The following is a 16,602-nucleotide window of genomic DNA, read 5'->3' as shown; positions in this document are numbered from 1 at the left end:
ATGCCGATGGATTAAAATTAAATTACAATAAGTGGCGTAAAATAATTGTGGTTTAACACAAAAGTGGTTGCAAAAAGTTTAATTGTTTCTCTTGTAAAATAATTGTGAATATTTAAACCCGAAGAATAAATTGTTGTCGGTATATAAAATTAGTAATGCAAATGGCTTTTAGCTTCAAAATCAGCTATGATTCTTGCAAGATAAAACACTGCCAATTTATAAATAACCCAAGATGCTGTAACATCCTTAATACAACAATTTTAGGAAGAACTAATTAGATATTTTTACGCTCTGTTTTCTAAATTGATACATTTAAATAGTGTTTAGGAAGCAATACACAAACGAATATGAAGAAAAGGTATATTTTTTACGCGATTTTAGCAATAGGTTTAGCTTACCTTGTTTATTATCGAATTAGTGCAAATAAAAAGTTAGAAGGTAAGGGCGCAGCATCCGGACCGAGCAAAGGTGGTAAAGATGGAAATTCGGCACCGCCAACAGTCGTTGAAGGAATTGTTGTTAAGCAATCAAAATTTGATAGTGATTTAGAGGTTACAGGTGCAATTGAAGCAAATGAATCTGTTGTATTAAAAAGTGAGGTTTCGGGTTTAGTAACCGGAATTTATTTTAAGGAAGGTTCTAATGTTACTAAAGGCAGCGTTTTAGTTAAAATAAATGATAGAGATATTCAGGCGCAATTACAGGAAGCGCTAACTAAACAAAAACTTTCGGGCACAAACGAAAACAGGGCGAAACAACTGTTAGAAAAGGGCGCTATAAGTCAGGAAGAATACGATACTTCTCTTGCAGATTTAAAATCTCTACAAGCACAATCGCAACTCATCCGTGCTCAACTTGCGAAAACAACAATTAGAGCACCATTTAGTGGCAAAGTAGGTTTAAGAAGTATATCATCAGGAACCTATTTAACACCAGCAACTGTGATTGCAAACTTGGTAAGTACAAATCCTGTTAAGGTTACTTTTTCGGTACCAGAAAAATACGCCGGACAAATAAAAATGGGCGGCAACATTTCTTTTACAACAGATGGTTCTTCAATGATAAACATTGGGAAGATCTACGCAATAGAACCCGGAATAAATGCAGCAACCAGAACTTTGCAGATTAGAGCCTTGGCTCAGAACAACGAAAACAAGCTACTTCCTGGCTCTTTTGCTAAAATTAAAATGGCTTTAAATACATTACAGGATGCAATTTTAGTTCCTAATGAAGCGATAATCCCTGTTTTGAAAGGAAAAGTGGTTTATATTCAAAAAGATGGAAAAGCTGAAGAAGTTAGTGTAGAAGCAGGAACTCGTACAGATGAAAAAATTGTAATTACATCTGGTTTAAAAGTTGGCGATACTGTTTTAACTACAGGTTCAATGTCTTTGAAAAAAGGTTCACCAGTTAAAGTTCGTCTGGCAAAAAATTAAGTATGAGCATTTCGACCACGAGTATAAAAAGGCCGGTTCTGGCCATTGTAATGAATCTCTTGATTGTTCTTTTCGGGGTAATCGGCTATAATTTTTTAGGCGTTAGAGAATATCCATCTATCGACCCTACCGTAGTTTCGGTAAGAACTTCTTATCCGGGCGCAAATTCAGATATTATTGAATCGCAAATTACAGAGCCATTGGAAAAATCCATTAACTCAATTGATGGCATCCGAAACATTTCATCATCAAGTAATCAGGGAACCAGCAACATTACGGTGGAGTTTAACCTCGATAAAAACATTGAGGAAGCTACAAACGATGTGCGTGATAAAGTTTCGCAGGCGGCAAGGAATTTACCAAGAGATATTGACGGTTTGCCAATTGTTAGCAAAGCGGATGCTAACTCTGACCCGATTTTATCAATGACCATTCAGAGCGACAAAAGAAACACGCTAGAATTGAGCGATTTTGCTGAAAATGTAATTGCAGATAGGATTCAAACTATCCCTGGTGTAAGTAGCGTACAAATTCAAGGGCAGCGAAAATATGCCATGCGCATTTGGATGGACCCAAATAAGCTTAGTGCTTACGGCCTAACCTCCCAAGATATTGTTACGGCGCTTGATAACGAAAATGTTGAATTACCATCAGGAAAAATTACGGGAGCAACGACTGAACTTACGGTAAAAACATTGGGAAAATTGGTTAACGAAGAACAGTTTAACAATTTAATTTTAAAATCAGATAGTAATCAGGTTGTTAAACTAAAGGATGTTGGAACTGTGGTTTTAGGCCCTGAGAATGAAGAAACCATTCTTCGCGAATCGGGCAAACCAATGGTTGCAGTTGCGATTATACCACAACCCGGTGCAAATTACCTTGATATCAGTAAGGAATTTTATAAGCGTTTTGATAAGTTAAAGGCAGATATCCCACAAGATATTAAGCTTAAAGTAGCACTTGATACTACTCTTTTCATAAAGCGTTCGGTTACCGAAGTTGCAGAAACAATCGGTTTATCGTTAGTGCTTGTAATCCTAATTATCTATCTTTTCTTTAGAGATTGGGGCATCGCGTTTAGGCCGTTAATTGATATTCCGGTTTCCTTAATCTTTACTTTCTTTATCATGTACGCTTTCGGATTTTCGATAAACGTACTGAGCTTGCTGGCAATTGTTTTGGCAACCGGTTTAGTGGTTGATGATGGTATTGTGGTAACAGAAAACATCTTTAAGAAAGTTGAAGAAGGCATGTCGCCATTTGAAGCTGCAATTAAAGGTTCTAATGAAATATTCTTTGCGGTAATTTCAATTTCGATTACCCTTGCAGCTGTATTTCTTCCTGTAATTTTCTTACAAGGATTTGTGGGCAGGCTGTTCCGGGAGTTTGGCGTTGTAATTGGCGCAGCGGTTTTGGTTTCGGCTTTCGTATCGTTAACCTTAACGCCAATGTTAAATGCTTACCTGATGAAAAAAGGTGGGCATAAACCATCCAAATTCTACAATTGGACTGAACCATATTTTGTAAAGTTAAATGATGCCTACGAATCGAACCTGAATAAATTCCTAGATAAAAGATGGTTGGCGGCGCCAATAATTTTGATTTGTATGGGAATGATTTTCCTTTTTTGGAAAATTCTACCGAAAGAAACTGCTCCATACGATGATAGAAGTGCGATAAACATTAACGTATCTACTCCCGAAGGTGCATCTTTTACCTACACTGATAAATTTATTATGAAGATTAATCAGATGGTAATAGATTCTGTGCCAGAGAAAAATGTGAACATTACCATCACTTCACCAGGTTTTGGCGGTGCTGGAGCCACAAACTCTGGTTTCGTTAGAATGGGTTTGGTAGATCCAGGCGATAGAAAACGTACACAAAAGGAAATTGCTGATATGCTTACCAAAATCACTAAAAAATATAGTGAAGGTAAAACCATTGTAAATCAGCAGCCAACCATTTCGGTTGGTAGACGGGGTGGCTTACCTGTGAGCTACATCATCCAGGCGCAGAATTTCGAAAAACTTAGGGAGAAAGTGCCTTTGTTTATGGATGAGGTTGCTAAAAATCCAACCTTTACTGTATCAGATGTGAATTTAAAATTCAACAAGCCTGAGATTAATTTAACTATTGATAGAGACAAGGCAAAAAATCTGGGCGTTTCAATTTCGGCAATTGCACAAACCTTAAATTTAGGTTTGAGCGGACAACGTTTTTCATATTTCTTTATGAATGGCAAGCAGTATCAAGTTATTGGTCAGTTTGATAGAGCAGACCGTGCAGACCCTTTAGATTTAAGCTCCGTTTATGTAAGAAATGATAAAGGCGAACTTATACAACTAGACAATTTGGTTGCTGCGAAGGAAGAAAGTAGTCCGCCGCAATTGTACAGAAACAATCGTTTCATTTCTGCAACGGTTTCTGCAGGTTTAGCACCTGGAAAAAGCATTGGCGAAGGCATCGATGCGATGGATCAGATTGCAGCCAAAGTTTTGGACGAAACATTTTCTACAGATTTAAGTGGAGAATCCCGAGATTTTAAAGAAAGTTCATCAAATACATTTTTCGCCTTTGGCCTTGCTTTGCTTTTGGTTTACTTAATTCTTTCTGCACAGTTTGAAAGTTTTAAAGACCCTGTAATCATTATCCTAACCGTACCAATGGCGGTTGCAGGTGCATTTTTATCCCTTTGGCTATGCGGACAAAGCTGGAATATTTTCAGCCAGATTGGAACAATTATGTTAATCGGTTTGGTAACCAAAAATGGTATTTTAATTGTCGAATTTGCCAATCAGTTAAAGGAAAGAGGCATTCCAATTCCGGAAGCAATTCGCGAAGCTTCAGTTTCGCGTTTGCGCCCAATTTTAATGACAAGTTTAGCTATAGCCATTGGCGCACTACCAATTGCCATGGCTTTAGGTGCAGCTGCTAAAAGTAGAATGAGTATGGGAACTGTGATTGTGGGTGGAACCATGTTTTCGTTAGTTTTAACTTTATTTGTTATTCCGGCGATATACTCTTACTGGGCTAAACCTTACAAACCAAACAAAGATTTAAAAGAAGCAGAGCGTTTTGAACATGAAGCTTTGGAGGCCGCATCAAAATAAATAAGATGATTAAAAAAATAAATCTATTTGTATTGTTATTGAGCATTATTTCTTTTGCGAAGGCGCAGGAAATACTGACTTTGCAAGATGCGATTACGATTGCAATGCAAAATAATTACGATATTAAAATCAGCAAAAATAATATAAATATTGCCAAAAACAATGCAAATATTGGCAATGCGGGTATGTTGCCAAATGTAACTGCAACTTATGCAAACGGTGGAAGTCTTCAAAATACACGCCAAACACCAGCAACCGGACCAGATAGGGTTATTACTGGAGCAAGAAGTACCAATAACGACCTTGGTGCAGATTTAAACTGGACAATTTTCGATGGTTTTACAATGTTTGCGAATTTCGACAGGTTAAAAGAACTCGAAAAACAAGGCGAAGTAAATGCTCGTTTAACAATTTTAACTACCATAGCAGATGTAATTACTGCTTATTACGATGTTGTAAGACAACAAAAATTAGTAGTAGCGGCAGATAGCGCTATTGATGTTTCCGTTTTTAGAGAGCAGATTGCGAAAACTAAACTTCAATTAGGCAGGGGTTCCAAATTGGATGTGCTTACGGCTCAGGTTGATTATAACGCAGATACTTCGAATTATTTGCAACAATTGAATGCTTTGCAAGTGGCAAAGGTTAGATTAAACCAGATTATGGCTAGAAATGTGAATTTAACTTTCTCTGCTACTAATGATGTAAACATTGACCAAAGTTTAGTTTACAGTAAACTTGCAGAATTAGCCGATAAACAAAATCCAAACGTTCAAAATGCTTTTATTAATCAAAGAGTAGCATCATTAAATTTAAAATCGATAAAAGGTGCAAGATATCCAATTGTAAGCTTAAATTCTGGCTACAGCAGAACAAATAGTACCAGCCCAACTGGCTTTAACCAGAAATTTGCTGCAAATGGTTTTACCTACGGTGTAACTGCCAGCTTGAATATTTTTAATGGTTTTTTACAGAGACAACAGGAAAGAAATGCCAAAATCGAGATAGAAAATTCTACCCTAAACTTAAGTAAAACCAAACTCGATGTAAGTTCACAATTGCTTACTGCTTACCAAAACTATGCTACCTATTTAGATTTGGTAAAGCTAGAGCAAAAAAACGTTGATATTGCTAAAGAAAATCTTGAAATTACATTAGCCAAATATAAACTTGGTAGCATCCCACCGTTAGAATTAAGGGAAGCGCAAAGAAATTCCATCGATGCTCAAAATCGCTTTATTGAAATGGAATTTCAAGCAAAAATTGCCGAGACTATTTTGAAAGAGATTACCGGAAATATAGATTTAACTAATTAATTTTTATATTTATTGCCATGATACTTGTTGCAGACAGCGGCTCATCAAAAACTGATTGGATGGGTTATTTTAATGGTAAAGTAATTAAATTTAATACCCAAGGTATTAATCCATACTTTTTAAATGAGCATGAAATCACAAATATCATTTCAAAAAACGAAATAATTGCACCATTAGCAGAAAGCGTTAAAGAGATTTACTTTTTTGGCGCAGGCTGTTCTTCGCCAGATAAGCATGAGGTAGTTTCAAATGGTTTGTCGGCAGTTTTCCAAAATGCTTTTACCTCTGTAGAGCATGATTTATTAGGTTCGGTTTATGCAACTTGTGGTGATACTGAAGGCTTAAATTGTATTTTAGGTACAGGCTCAAACATTTGTTATTTCGATGGAAAAAAAATCCACGATGGCCATCATGGTTTGGGTTATGTTTTAGGTGATGAAGGCTCGGGCACTTTCTTTGGCAAAAAAGTATTGTTAAGTTATCTGTACAAGAAAATGCCATCTGATTTGCAAGCAGAATTTGAAAAAGCTTTCCCGGTAGAAAAAGAACAAATAATTACTAATATTTATCAAAAACCATTTCCTAACATCTATTTAGCAGGTTTTAGCAGATTCATGGCTGATAATCAAGAGCATCCTTTTATTGAAGAAATTTTGAGAAAAGGCTTTCAAGAATTTGTTGATACAAACGTTAAAGATTATCCCAACTATAAATCTCTCCCATGCCATTTTGTTGGTTCAATTGCCTATTATTACCAAAATACCTTAAAGCGTGTACTTGCTGATAATGGAATTGAGACCGGCAAAATTTTACAAAAGCCGATTGAAGACCTCTTTAACTATATTTTGAATAAAGAAGGAATAATTAAGGCGGTAAATTAACGGTTTTAGGTATTAATTAAATCTTAAAACATTGTAAACATAACAACAAACATTTTGTTATAATTACAAAAGCATCTAATGGAAGAATAACATGAAGAGAATACTAGTAGTTGATGATGACGTTGAGGTTTTAGAAACCATACAATTAATTTTAGAAATAGGTGGATTCAAAGTTTCAGCGCTACTCGATGGTGAAGAAGTTTTTAATCGAATTGAAAGTTTTAAGCCTGATTTAATATTATTAGACATCTCTCTTGGCAATATTGATGGGCGTGTATTGTGTGAACAGTTAAAATCAATCGATAGTACATCAAAAATTCCTATTCTTTTAATTTCTGGATTGTACGACCCAAAAGATTTTACGACTTTAAATTACGGACAAGATGATTTCTTATCGAAACCGTTCCAAATGGATGTGCTTTTGAAAAAAATTAGCAAAATTTTATCTTTAGAACAAGATGAAACTTACTTAATGAATTAGACTTTACCCAAAAATAACTACAGCCGGATTTATGCCGGCTTTTTTTTGCGATTTAGTTTTTGGAATGGCTGAGTTTTAAAAAAATAGTTTTGATTAATAATCACTACTGAATCATCGTTTCGAGCGAAGTCGAGCAATATGTACCTAATTTAAAAGATTTCTCGGCTGCGCTCGAAATGACGGATATACGTATAAATTAACCTAAACCTCATATTAATTATAAACATAGAGAGCTATATGATGAAACTTATTTAATGAATTAAAATTTACCCCAAAATAAATACAGTCGGATTTATGCCGGCTTTTTTTTGCGATTTAATTTTTGGAATGGCTGAGTTTTAAAAAAATAGTTTTGATTAATAATCACTACTGAATCATCGTTTCGAGCGAAGTCGAGCAATATGTACCTAATTTAAAAGATTTCTCGGCTGCGCTCGAAATGACGGATATACGTATAAATTAACCTAAACCTCATATTAACTATAGACATAGAGAGCTATACGATGAAACTTATTTAATTCCCTAATTTTATCTCCCTGTCAATTTGGCAAATAAATAGATTTGGAACAAGCCTTGATAGGTTTCGGCTAGATTAAACAATTTATTTACATATGAGCATTCAAGAAAAGGGAAATATATCGATACATACCGAAAATATTTTTCCAATTATTAAGAAATTTTTATACTCAGATAATGAGATTTTTCTTCGTGAGTTGGTTTCTAACGCAGTTGATGCCGTTCAGAAAATTAAAAGACTTGGTTCATTAGGCCAGTTTAATGGCGAAGTTGGTGCACCTTTAGTACAGGTTGCTGTTGATAAGGAGGCAAAAACCATTACCATTAGCGACAATGGTTTGGGTATGACGGCCGAAGAAATTAAAAAATATATTAACCAGGTTGCATTTTCTGGCGCAAGTGAATTTGTTGAAAAATTTAAAGATGCAAAGGATGCTAACGAAATCATCGGTAAATTTGGATTAGGCTTTTATTCTGCGTTTATGGTTGCAGATTTGGTAGAAATTCAAACGTTATCTTACCAGGATGGAGCTGAACCTGCTCGTTGGGTTTGTGATGGAAGTACCGAATTTGAAATTACTGAAGGCACAAAAACTACTCGCGGTACTGATATTATTCTTCATGTAAATAAAGATTCTGAAGAATTTTTAGAAGAATCGAAATTGCAGGAAATTCTTGATAAATACGCTAAATTTTTGCCTGTTCCAATTAAGTTTGGTACTAAAACAGAATCAGAAGAAGATGGTGAGGATGAAGAAGGCAAGAAAAAGTATAAAGATGTTGTAGTTGATAATATCATTAATACAATAAATCCTATTTGGACGAAAGCTCCTGCAGATTTGTCAGACGAGGATTATTTAAACTTTTACCGTGAGTTATATCCATTTAGCGAAGAACCATTATTTTGGATTCACTTAAATGTTGATTATCCATTTAATTTAACTGGCGTGCTGTATTTCCCTAAGTTGAAAAACGATTTTGAAATGCAACGCAACAAAATCAAGCTATATTCTCGTCAGGTATTTATTACGGATGAAGTTAAAGATATTGTTCCAGAATTTTTAATGCTGCTTCACGGTGTAATTGATTCTCCAGATATTCCGTTAAATGTATCTCGTAGTTTCTTACAGGCAGATAGTAATGTTAAAAAAATCAACAACTATATTACTAAAAAAGTAGCTGACAAGTTAGCTGAGCTTTTTGCTAAAGACCGTAAATCTTTTGAAGATAAATGGAAAGACATTGGTCTTTTCGTTAAATATGGTATGATTAGCGAAGAAAAATTTTACGATAAAGCGAAAGATTTTGCCTTGGTTGGTAACACCAAAGATGAGCTTTTTACACTAAACGAATACAAAGATAAAGTTGCGCCTTTACAAACTGATAAAAACGGAACTGTTGTTTATCTATATTCGAATGATGCTTCTAAACAAGACGCTTTTATCCAATCGGCTAACAAAAAAGATTACGATGTTTTAGTGCTAGATTCTCCAATTGACAATCACTTTATTCAGCAATTAGAGCAAAAGTTAGAGAAAACATCTATCAAGCGTGTTGATTCTAGTGTAGCTGATAAACTAATAGACAAAGACGAAGTTAATGAGCATGTGTTAAGTGAAGACCAGGTTAAGGAAGTAACCTCAATTTTCGAGAAAGCAATAACTAAGGCTGGTATGCAAGTAGAAGTTGTTGCCTTAAATCCAGAAGAGTTACCAGTTACCATTACTATGGATGAATTTATGCGCCGTATGAAAGACATGGCTGCAATGGGCGGCGGAATGGGTTTTTACGGCCAAATGCCAGACAGCTACAAAGTTGCCATTAATGGAAACCACAAATTGGTGAGTAAAATTTTAAAAGCAGAAGGTGAAGAGCAAAGCAACTTAGCAAAACAAGCAGTAGATTTAGCTTTGTTGGCGCAAGGAATGTTAACTGGTGCAGAATTAACTGCATTTGTAAGCAGAAGTGTTGAATTGATTTAAAATAAAAAAGGAGAAACATAAGGTTTCTCCTTTAATTATATTGTAAAAAAGCCCCGAGAATATCAGGGCTTTTTTGCTATACAGCAATATTTTCTTTATTTACGTTGAAATAATCTTTATGCTCTTCCAACAACTTTGCAATCGTTGCTGCTTTCATATCTTTGATATTAAATTCAAACAAAGGTTCGTGATTCTTTTTGCTTTTAACCATTTTCTCTGTGTAAAAGCGATAATCTAAGCCATTTGTTAGTAAGCCGTATTTAGCTTTTGTTTTACGGAAGTATTTAGATAAACGTGAATCGTTAATATCTAAATTATCTTCATGATGCTTACATTCAACCAGAATAGTCGGTTCACCATCCTTCATTATTGTGTAATCAACCTTTTTACTCTTTTTTACACCAAAATCAGCAACCGCTTCAGATTGAACTTCAGAAGGATTAAAAACATCATAGCCTAGAATTTGAATAAATGGCATAACCAATGCATTTCTAGTCAAATCTTCAGATTGAACTTGAGGCAGCATTTTCTTAATTCTCACGGCAAATTCACCAATTTCGTCTTTAAGTTCCATGATAAAAATTTTTTAGATTCTACGTATTTCTTCTTTCTTTGCACTAATTTCCCAAGTTTGTATGGCCTTAAAAACATAAATTTTTACAGGCTATACAGAACGAGGAATAGGTAAATGTTGTTAACTGAAAGAAAATGAGTTCTCTAACAATTATTCGTTTTTGGCAAACAATATTAAAGATTAAAAAATCAAGCAAAACCGATTATTTTTTTACATGAACCATCCAGAATTTTACATGAACATTAAAATTATTGACCAAAAAGCTCAGAAAAGATTTTCAAATGAGCTATATGAAGAAATTTTTTTTTTAGTTATCTTGCGATCAAATCATTCCAAACACACTTTGTAAAACATCATGAATTTAAAATGCGTTGTTATTGACGATGAGCAGCATGCTATTGAGGTTTTAACTGACCATATAGCTGAAATGCCTGGCTTAACTGTCTTCAAAACTTTTACTAGTCCGGTACAGGCTTTAACAGAAATTAGTGTGGGTGATGAAATTGATTTGTTATTTATGGATATTGATATGCCTGGAATTAATGGACTCGAACTTGCAAAAAATATCCGTGAAAAGGCCAAATATTTAATTTTTACAACAGCACATCCAGATTATGCTTTACAAGCTTTTGATGTTCAATCAGATCAATATCTGCTAAAACCTATATCGTTTGCTAAATTTGCGCTAGGTATTGATAGAATTTTAAAGAAAGAAGCCAATAATGCTAAAAATGCAGCCAAAGAAACAGAACAGGTTGCTGCGCTTTACATAAAGGGAGATCACAAATATGCTTTCTCAAATATTTTGATTGATGATATTTTGTACATCAGGGCATTGCAAAATTATATTCAAATTATTACAAAAACCGAAACAAACACCACTTACCTAACTTTAAAAGAGATAGAAAAGGCTTTGGAGAATCACGCGTTTATACGTGTAAACAAGTCGAATATTGTTGCTAAAGCGGCCATAAAGAAGGTTGATGGGAACATTATACGATTAGTAAATAATGAAATGATTCAAATTGGGGAAGGCTATAAAGAAGCTTTTTTCGCCTATATACAAAGTAGTTTATTAAAATCTGGGAGAAGTTAAAACTATTTGTTAAAGATATTTGATAATGATGACTGGGTCATTAAAATCGTATTTGCAGTTGGGTCGGTGCTGAAGTTTGATGCAGCTTTCACATTCTTGTAAACAAATGCAACATTCTTTTTTAGTTTATTAATGTTATTAGCTTTCATACTGCTAGTTATCACTTTTTTTTAACATTTCAAATAATTCTGAAAAATTATTTATTGAAGATATTTGATAAAGAAGATTGAGTCATTAAAATTGTATTTGCAGTTGGGTCGGTGCTGAAGTTATTTTGAGCCTTAACATTTTTGTAAACAAATGCAGTGTTCTTTTTTAATCTGATATTTTGAGTTTTCATGGCATTACTTGTTGAAGATGTTTGATAAAGAAGATTGAGTCATTAAAATTGTATTTGCAGTTGGGTCAGTGCTGAAGTTATTTTGAGCCTTAACATTTTTGTAAACAAAAGCAGTGTTCTTTTTTAATTTGATATTTTGAGTTTTCATGGTATTACTTGTTGAAGATGTTTGATAAAGAAGATTGAGTCATTAAAATTGTATTTGCAGTTGGGTCGGTGCTGAAGTTATTTTGAGCCTTAACGTTTTTGTAAACAAAAGCAGTATTCTTTTTTAATTTGATATTTTGAGTTTTCATGGTATTACTTGTTGAAGATGTTTGATAAAGAAGATTGAGTCATTAAAATTGTATTTGCAGTTGGGTCGGTGCTGAAGTTATTTTGAGCCTTAACGTTTTTGTAAACAAATGCAGTGTGCTTTTTTAATTTGATATTTTGAGTTTTCATGGTATTACTTGTTGAAGATGTTTGATAAAGAAGATTGAGTCATTAAAATTGTATTTGCAGTTGGGTCGGTGCTGAAGTTATTTTGAGCCTTAACATTTTTGTAAACAAATGCAGTGTTCTTTTTTAATTTTGTAGTGTGTTGCGCTTTCATATTATGTACATATTTATTGCTGTTAAATTAATTTGTTGTTGTTTCGATTAACTGATGTAAAGGTGCAGCGAAATTGAGGGCGTGCAGAAATTTTTACATGAACCTATTGTTTTTACAGATAAAACCCTCGATTTAGTAGATAAAACCCATTTAAATGAACTTTCAAAAAATAAAAAACTGGTATAGACAGAACATCATTCATCTCCAGGCTTGGGCATTTTTCATGCTTTACGAGATATTTATTACCGGAATTGTTAGTGGCAGGTGGGGAAATTTAGGTGATTACATTTTTCACTATTCACTAAACATTCTTTTGTTTTATTTCCATGCATTTGGAACAAGAAAAATAATGGATAGCCAAATAAGGTTTAAAAATTGGCTATTTATACCATTTCTGATATTAGAATTATCATTATATATAGGTATTGCTTTCCCTATAGATTATTTAATGTCTACCTATATATACTTTGATCCAAAAGCAACCTTGGAATCATTTGATCAAGTTTATGTTTTGCGAAGTGTTTGGAGAGCTTTATATTTCATTGGATTTAGTACAGGATACGTATTCTTATTAAATTCATTAAGAGAAAAAAGACGAGTTCAGCAGCTTGAGAAACAAAACTTAGTTAATACAATTGAGAAACAAGCATTAGAAAATGATTTAGTTCAATCTCAAAATAACTTCTTAAGGAGCCAAATAAATCCGCATTTCTTATTTAATACGCTTAATTTTATCTATAACGATGCAAGAAAGAAAGCACCCTTGGCTGCAGATGCGATAATGAATTTATCGGAAATGATGAGGTATGCATTAAAACGCCCTGAGGCTTCAGAATTGGTGCCTTTAAGTGAGGAAGTAGAGCAAATTGAACACTTAATTAATTTACACAAGCTTCGTACCGCAAATACTATTAATTTCAATCTTGAAGTTAATGATGATTTGTTCGGCTTAAGGTTTCCCCCGCTAATATTATTAACCTTGGTCGAAAACATGTTTAAACATGGTAATATTGCTCATTCTTCACAACCGTGTATTGTTCAGATTAATTATGATCGAAAAAACCTTGTTGTATCAACCATCAATATGATAAATGATGTGAAAAAGAGAGAAGTTGAAAGTCACCATGTTGGTATGGAAAATATAGATAAGCGTTTAAATAACTTCTATAAAGACAGATACTCTTTTAAATTTTATAAAGACGATACCAATAGATACATTACAGAAATACGTGTTGATGTAGAAAATCCGATGGCAGGATTAAATCAAATGGTAAGCAATTAAAATTATTTGCTCATTGCTTTTCTTCGTTGCACATCCTTTAATAAAAAGTAATATATAATCATTTCTTGTGTTCGCTGTTCTTTGTTGAATAAGCGATTCACATGCATATGTAATAAGTCGCTAAACAGTTGCCCTCTTCTTGATAAATTAACACTATTTAAGATCGCTACGAATGAGGCAGCAAAATAGTTGAACGATGCTAACTGCTCATCACTTAATGACTGAAATTCGGTTTTACGATAAGTTTGATACTGATTATTAAGCTTTTTAAAATCTGTTGGATCCAAATTATGTTCCTCATTAAAAGAATCTGACATCAATTTTATGATTTCAACAAAATTATTATCCTCAAAAACTGCTGATTTTTGGATAACTTCAACCAAATCTGCACAGTATTTGTATTTGCTCAATGCATCTGGTTGACTTTCTAATAGTGATAACACAAAATTACTATCGGTATTAAAATGTGTTTCTACAGCTTCAATAATGTCATTTCCATAACGTTGAGTCTCTCTTTTATATGTTTTAATCTGCAAATCAGAAATCAGCCCGCTAGAAATATCGGCATCCAAATACTCAGAAAAAGCACTTGCAAGCAAATAACTTTCCTTTTCATCGTTTAATAAGATTCTAAATCTGATGTGGTAACCATTTTCATTATAACGTATAAAAAACCACTTTTTAATATATGCTTGATATTGCTCAACAAAATGTGCAATTGGACCTAAAAGTAAAGCATCAGAACGCTGTTGATGGCAATATATCTCAAAGTACAACCATTCTTTACCAGGTGGAAAAAACTGTTTTACATCAGTTTCTAGAATTACCTTATCATTACTAAATCCCCGGTAAACATTATCATCATGGTACAGATTTAGAATAAACTGCGCAAGATAAGGCTTTGATGATTCATCAATAATAGCGCTGAATTCTGGCAATAATACTTCTTCCAGATAAACCTTATCCTGTTTTTGCATGTAAGACTCGAAAGCAAATAAATCAGCATCGCTATGCAAATCAAAGCACAAGGTTTGATCAGAAAGGCCACATCGAAAATAGCGATTTACCCCAATTTTCTTTAAAAAATCTCTGCTCTCATTTATGTTTAATGACTTAAAATCAGCTTTGCTAACTTGCCATTTCTGCTGAGCAAGCACTATATTTTGATATTGAATTCTTGGATAATAGGAAAGCTCTGGAAATAGATTTTCGAGAAAAAGTGTAAGGTTTGTCTGTACGTTTTGATGTTGCAAATCGCATAATAGCCTAAAAACTGATAAATCTGAGCGGCTATAGTTATAGGCAGAAGCCATTCTAGGAACTAATCTTTTATTTAAACTCTTTGATCTTAGAAAAATTTCGCTTCCCTGCACAGAAAGCATAATGTCATCAAGTGTAAGCGGATCTGCCGAAGTATCAAAATTTAATATAGAAAGCTGTTTATTATAAACAAGCTTGCGCCTATTAATATTATCTACATTAGTTTCTACCATATAGGCTACATCAAAGAAAATAATATCAGGATTTGCACTTTCTTCAATTTTTCCTATGGCTTTGCAATGCTCCAAAACCTTATCACTTGCTAAAGTAAACCGACCACTAAGTGCATTTGCCGTACTTCCTCCAGTTTGATCTACACAAATTAAGTCATCTACCAATGTAAGCAACATGCTGAAAGAATTCGGAATTGGAGCTGGTTTTTCATCTAATGGAATTCCAAGTTTTTCTAACTGAATAACTTTGCCAGATTGGAACTTTTCGGCAGAAATAAAATCTTGTAGTTCCCCCTTTATCTTCTTACGCCAATCATCATTTTTAATTAACCTTTTACCTCTAAACTGGGTAACAAAATCATCATCATGTCCAGCCTGTTCTAATTCATCATAACCAACGCCCATTTCGGGGTCTAAAGCTAGAGACAAAGGGATTTCCTTTTGCTCAAATTTAATTCTGAATTTATTTATAAAGTTTACAAGCGCATCCTTACTATCAATTGGCAAAATACGCTGCATTAAATTTACCAAACCTGGCACTGCATTAAATAGATCTGCATTTAATCCGCCACCTTTTACGTTTCTTTCTGCTATTAAATATTTTGGCGATTCTGAATTAATACCATATCCAATTCTTTGAAAATAATCCTGTCCGATGATATTTGCATCTGCTTCACAAAATAATAGTTGTAGTGATAACATATCCTCAAGCAGGGAAATCACGTCTTCTCTATTTTCCTGGTCTACTTCAAGTTTGATTAAAAGTTGGCTAAAATGAATTGGCTTCTTGCATTCCTGCAAAATTTTATAAACGAAATCATCCTTGTCAATTTCTGCAAGTTCAAATAAACCATCTGAGCAGGCAATGTACCGAATACTGTTTGATGTAAAGTAATAACTGCTGTTTGCAAATAGCAAACTATTGCTTTCTATTAATCTACTAATCGAAAATTGAATTTTATTTTTTTCTGGCCAATCTAAAAATTCATGTACAATTTGCTCCTCCTCCACAATGATTTGATTTTGTGTAGCGTTATTGAAACCATCCTTAAAAATGCTAAAACCAGCAAAGGTACCGTATGGCGTTGACCTGAATTTTGACCGATTAAAATACTTCCAAATTGTAAAGAATATCTTTGGTGGCAAGGTATGTATTTCTTCTGATTTAACATCTTTAATGGTTTCATAGAATGATGAAGAAGAAATAGAAATCGCTGTTTTAAGCTCATCCCAGCAATCTTCCAGATTTGATAGGTAAGAAAATTTAGGGGTACGGAAGATGATGTTAGGATGTATTTTTAATTTCATAAAGTAGATTTCAGGTGAAAATTACAAAGTTTTAATTTAATCTAATGAGAAAAGATTATCATTATTTAGAATCAAAGCATAAAAAAAGGTACTGTTATAAATTCCAAATATTTAGACAAAAAAGTATTTTTGTATTCTAAAGAGGTTCAGCTACTGAACTATCTTGCGTAGTCTCGATTTTCGGAT

Annotated in this window: 16 protein-coding genes; 8 read left to right on the top strand and 8 right to left on the bottom strand. The window is 33.7% G+C overall.

Annotation, left to right across the window (positions count from 1 at the left end; all coding sequences use genetic code 11):
- Positions 1 to 347: 347 nt before the first annotated feature.
- The 6 genes from QWY86_RS00535 (at position 348) to htpG (ending at position 9,728) form a co-directional block, all read left to right on the top strand.
- A complete protein-coding gene (locus tag QWY86_RS00535; RefSeq protein WP_290237504.1) occupies positions 348 to 1,436 on the top strand; it encodes an efflux RND transporter periplasmic adaptor subunit in 1,089 nt (362 codons plus the stop codon).
- A gap of 2 nt (positions 1,437 to 1,438) precedes the next feature.
- Positions 1,439 to 4,552, top strand: a complete 3,114-nt coding sequence (locus QWY86_RS00530) for an efflux RND transporter permease subunit (RefSeq protein WP_290237502.1) — start codon at positions 1,439 to 1,441, stop codon at positions 4,550 to 4,552.
- A gap of 5 nt (positions 4,553 to 4,557) precedes the next feature.
- Positions 4,558 to 5,868, top strand: coding sequence for a TolC family protein (locus QWY86_RS00525; protein WP_290237500.1), 1,311 nt, complete (start codon positions 4,558 to 4,560; stop codon positions 5,866 to 5,868).
- A gap of 17 nt (positions 5,869 to 5,885) precedes the next feature.
- A complete protein-coding gene (locus QWY86_RS00520) occupies positions 5,886 to 6,749 on the top strand; it encodes an N-acetylglucosamine kinase (RefSeq protein WP_290237498.1) in 864 nt (287 codons plus the stop codon).
- 91 nt (positions 6,750 to 6,840) lie between these two features.
- Positions 6,841 to 7,230, top strand: a complete 390-nt coding sequence (locus tag QWY86_RS00515; RefSeq protein ID WP_290237496.1) for a response regulator — start codon at positions 6,841 to 6,843, stop codon at positions 7,228 to 7,230.
- Between the two features lie 611 nt (positions 7,231 to 7,841).
- On the top strand, positions 7,842 to 9,728 hold the full coding sequence (htpG, locus tag QWY86_RS00510; protein ID WP_353958884.1) for a molecular chaperone HtpG: 1,887 nt from the start codon (positions 7,842 to 7,844) through the stop codon (positions 9,726 to 9,728).
- A gap of 76 nt (positions 9,729 to 9,804) precedes the next feature.
- Here the strand turns inward: htpG and QWY86_RS00505 are convergent, their stop codons facing one another.
- On the bottom strand, positions 9,805 to 10,302 hold the full coding sequence (locus QWY86_RS00505; protein ID WP_290237494.1) for a type I restriction endonuclease: 498 nt from the start codon (positions 10,300 to 10,302) through the stop codon (positions 9,805 to 9,807).
- A gap of 355 nt (positions 10,303 to 10,657) precedes the next feature.
- On the opposite strand from QWY86_RS00505, the gene QWY86_RS00500 reads away from it, so the two are divergent.
- The gene (locus tag QWY86_RS00500) at positions 10,658 to 11,398 is read left to right on the top strand and encodes a LytR/AlgR family response regulator transcription factor (protein ID WP_231464519.1); all 741 of its coding nucleotides are present in this window, start codon (positions 10,658 to 10,660) and stop codon (positions 11,396 to 11,398) included.
- Positions 11,399 to 11,400: 2 nt separating this feature from the next.
- Here QWY86_RS00500 and QWY86_RS00495 read toward each other — a convergent pair whose 3' ends face one another.
- The 6 genes from QWY86_RS00495 to QWY86_RS00470 are packed head-to-tail and all read right to left on the bottom strand — an operon-like array spanning position 11,401 to position 12,333.
- A complete protein-coding gene (locus QWY86_RS00495) occupies positions 11,401 to 11,547 on the bottom strand; it encodes a hypothetical protein (protein WP_290237489.1) in 147 nt (48 codons plus the stop codon).
- A 47-nt stretch (positions 11,548 to 11,594) separates the two neighbouring features.
- On the bottom strand, positions 11,595 to 11,738 hold the full coding sequence (locus tag QWY86_RS00490) for a hypothetical protein (protein WP_290237487.1): 144 nt from the start codon (positions 11,736 to 11,738) through the stop codon (positions 11,595 to 11,597).
- 4 nt (positions 11,739 to 11,742) lie between these two features.
- Entirely contained in the window at positions 11,743 to 11,886 is a 144-nt protein-coding gene (locus QWY86_RS00485) for a hypothetical protein (RefSeq protein ID WP_290237484.1), read from the bottom strand.
- Positions 11,887 to 11,890: 4 nt separating this feature from the next.
- Entirely contained in the window at positions 11,891 to 12,034 is a 144-nt protein-coding gene (locus tag QWY86_RS00480) for a hypothetical protein (protein WP_290237484.1), read from the bottom strand.
- A gap of 4 nt (positions 12,035 to 12,038) precedes the next feature.
- Entirely contained in the window at positions 12,039 to 12,182 is a 144-nt protein-coding gene (locus tag QWY86_RS00475; RefSeq protein ID WP_290237482.1) for a hypothetical protein, read from the bottom strand.
- A gap of 4 nt (positions 12,183 to 12,186) precedes the next feature.
- Positions 12,187 to 12,333, bottom strand: a complete 147-nt coding sequence (locus QWY86_RS00470) for a hypothetical protein (RefSeq protein ID WP_290237480.1) — start codon at positions 12,331 to 12,333, stop codon at positions 12,187 to 12,189.
- A gap of 154 nt (positions 12,334 to 12,487) precedes the next feature.
- On the opposite strand from QWY86_RS00470, the gene QWY86_RS00465 reads away from it, so the two are divergent.
- Positions 12,488 to 13,615: a sensor histidine kinase gene (locus tag QWY86_RS00465; RefSeq protein WP_290237478.1), complete on the top strand. Its 1,128-nt coding sequence runs from the start codon at positions 12,488 to 12,490 to the stop codon at positions 13,613 to 13,615.
- 2 nt (positions 13,616 to 13,617) lie between these two features.
- Here the strand turns inward: QWY86_RS00465 and QWY86_RS00460 are convergent, their stop codons facing one another.
- Complete coding sequence (locus tag QWY86_RS00460; RefSeq protein WP_290237476.1) at positions 13,618 to 16,416, bottom strand: lantibiotic dehydratase; 2,799 nt, start codon at positions 16,414 to 16,416, stop codon at positions 13,618 to 13,620.
- Positions 16,417 to 16,602 lie beyond the last annotated feature (186 nt).

The sequence above is a fragment of the Pedobacter aquatilis genome (genome assembly GCF_030409415.1).
Classification (GTDB): Bacteria; Bacteroidota; Bacteroidia; order Sphingobacteriales; family Sphingobacteriaceae; genus Pedobacter; species Pedobacter aquatilis.
Note: the sequence above shows the minus strand (reverse complement) of the source record. Positions and strands in the feature narration are given on the sequence as shown.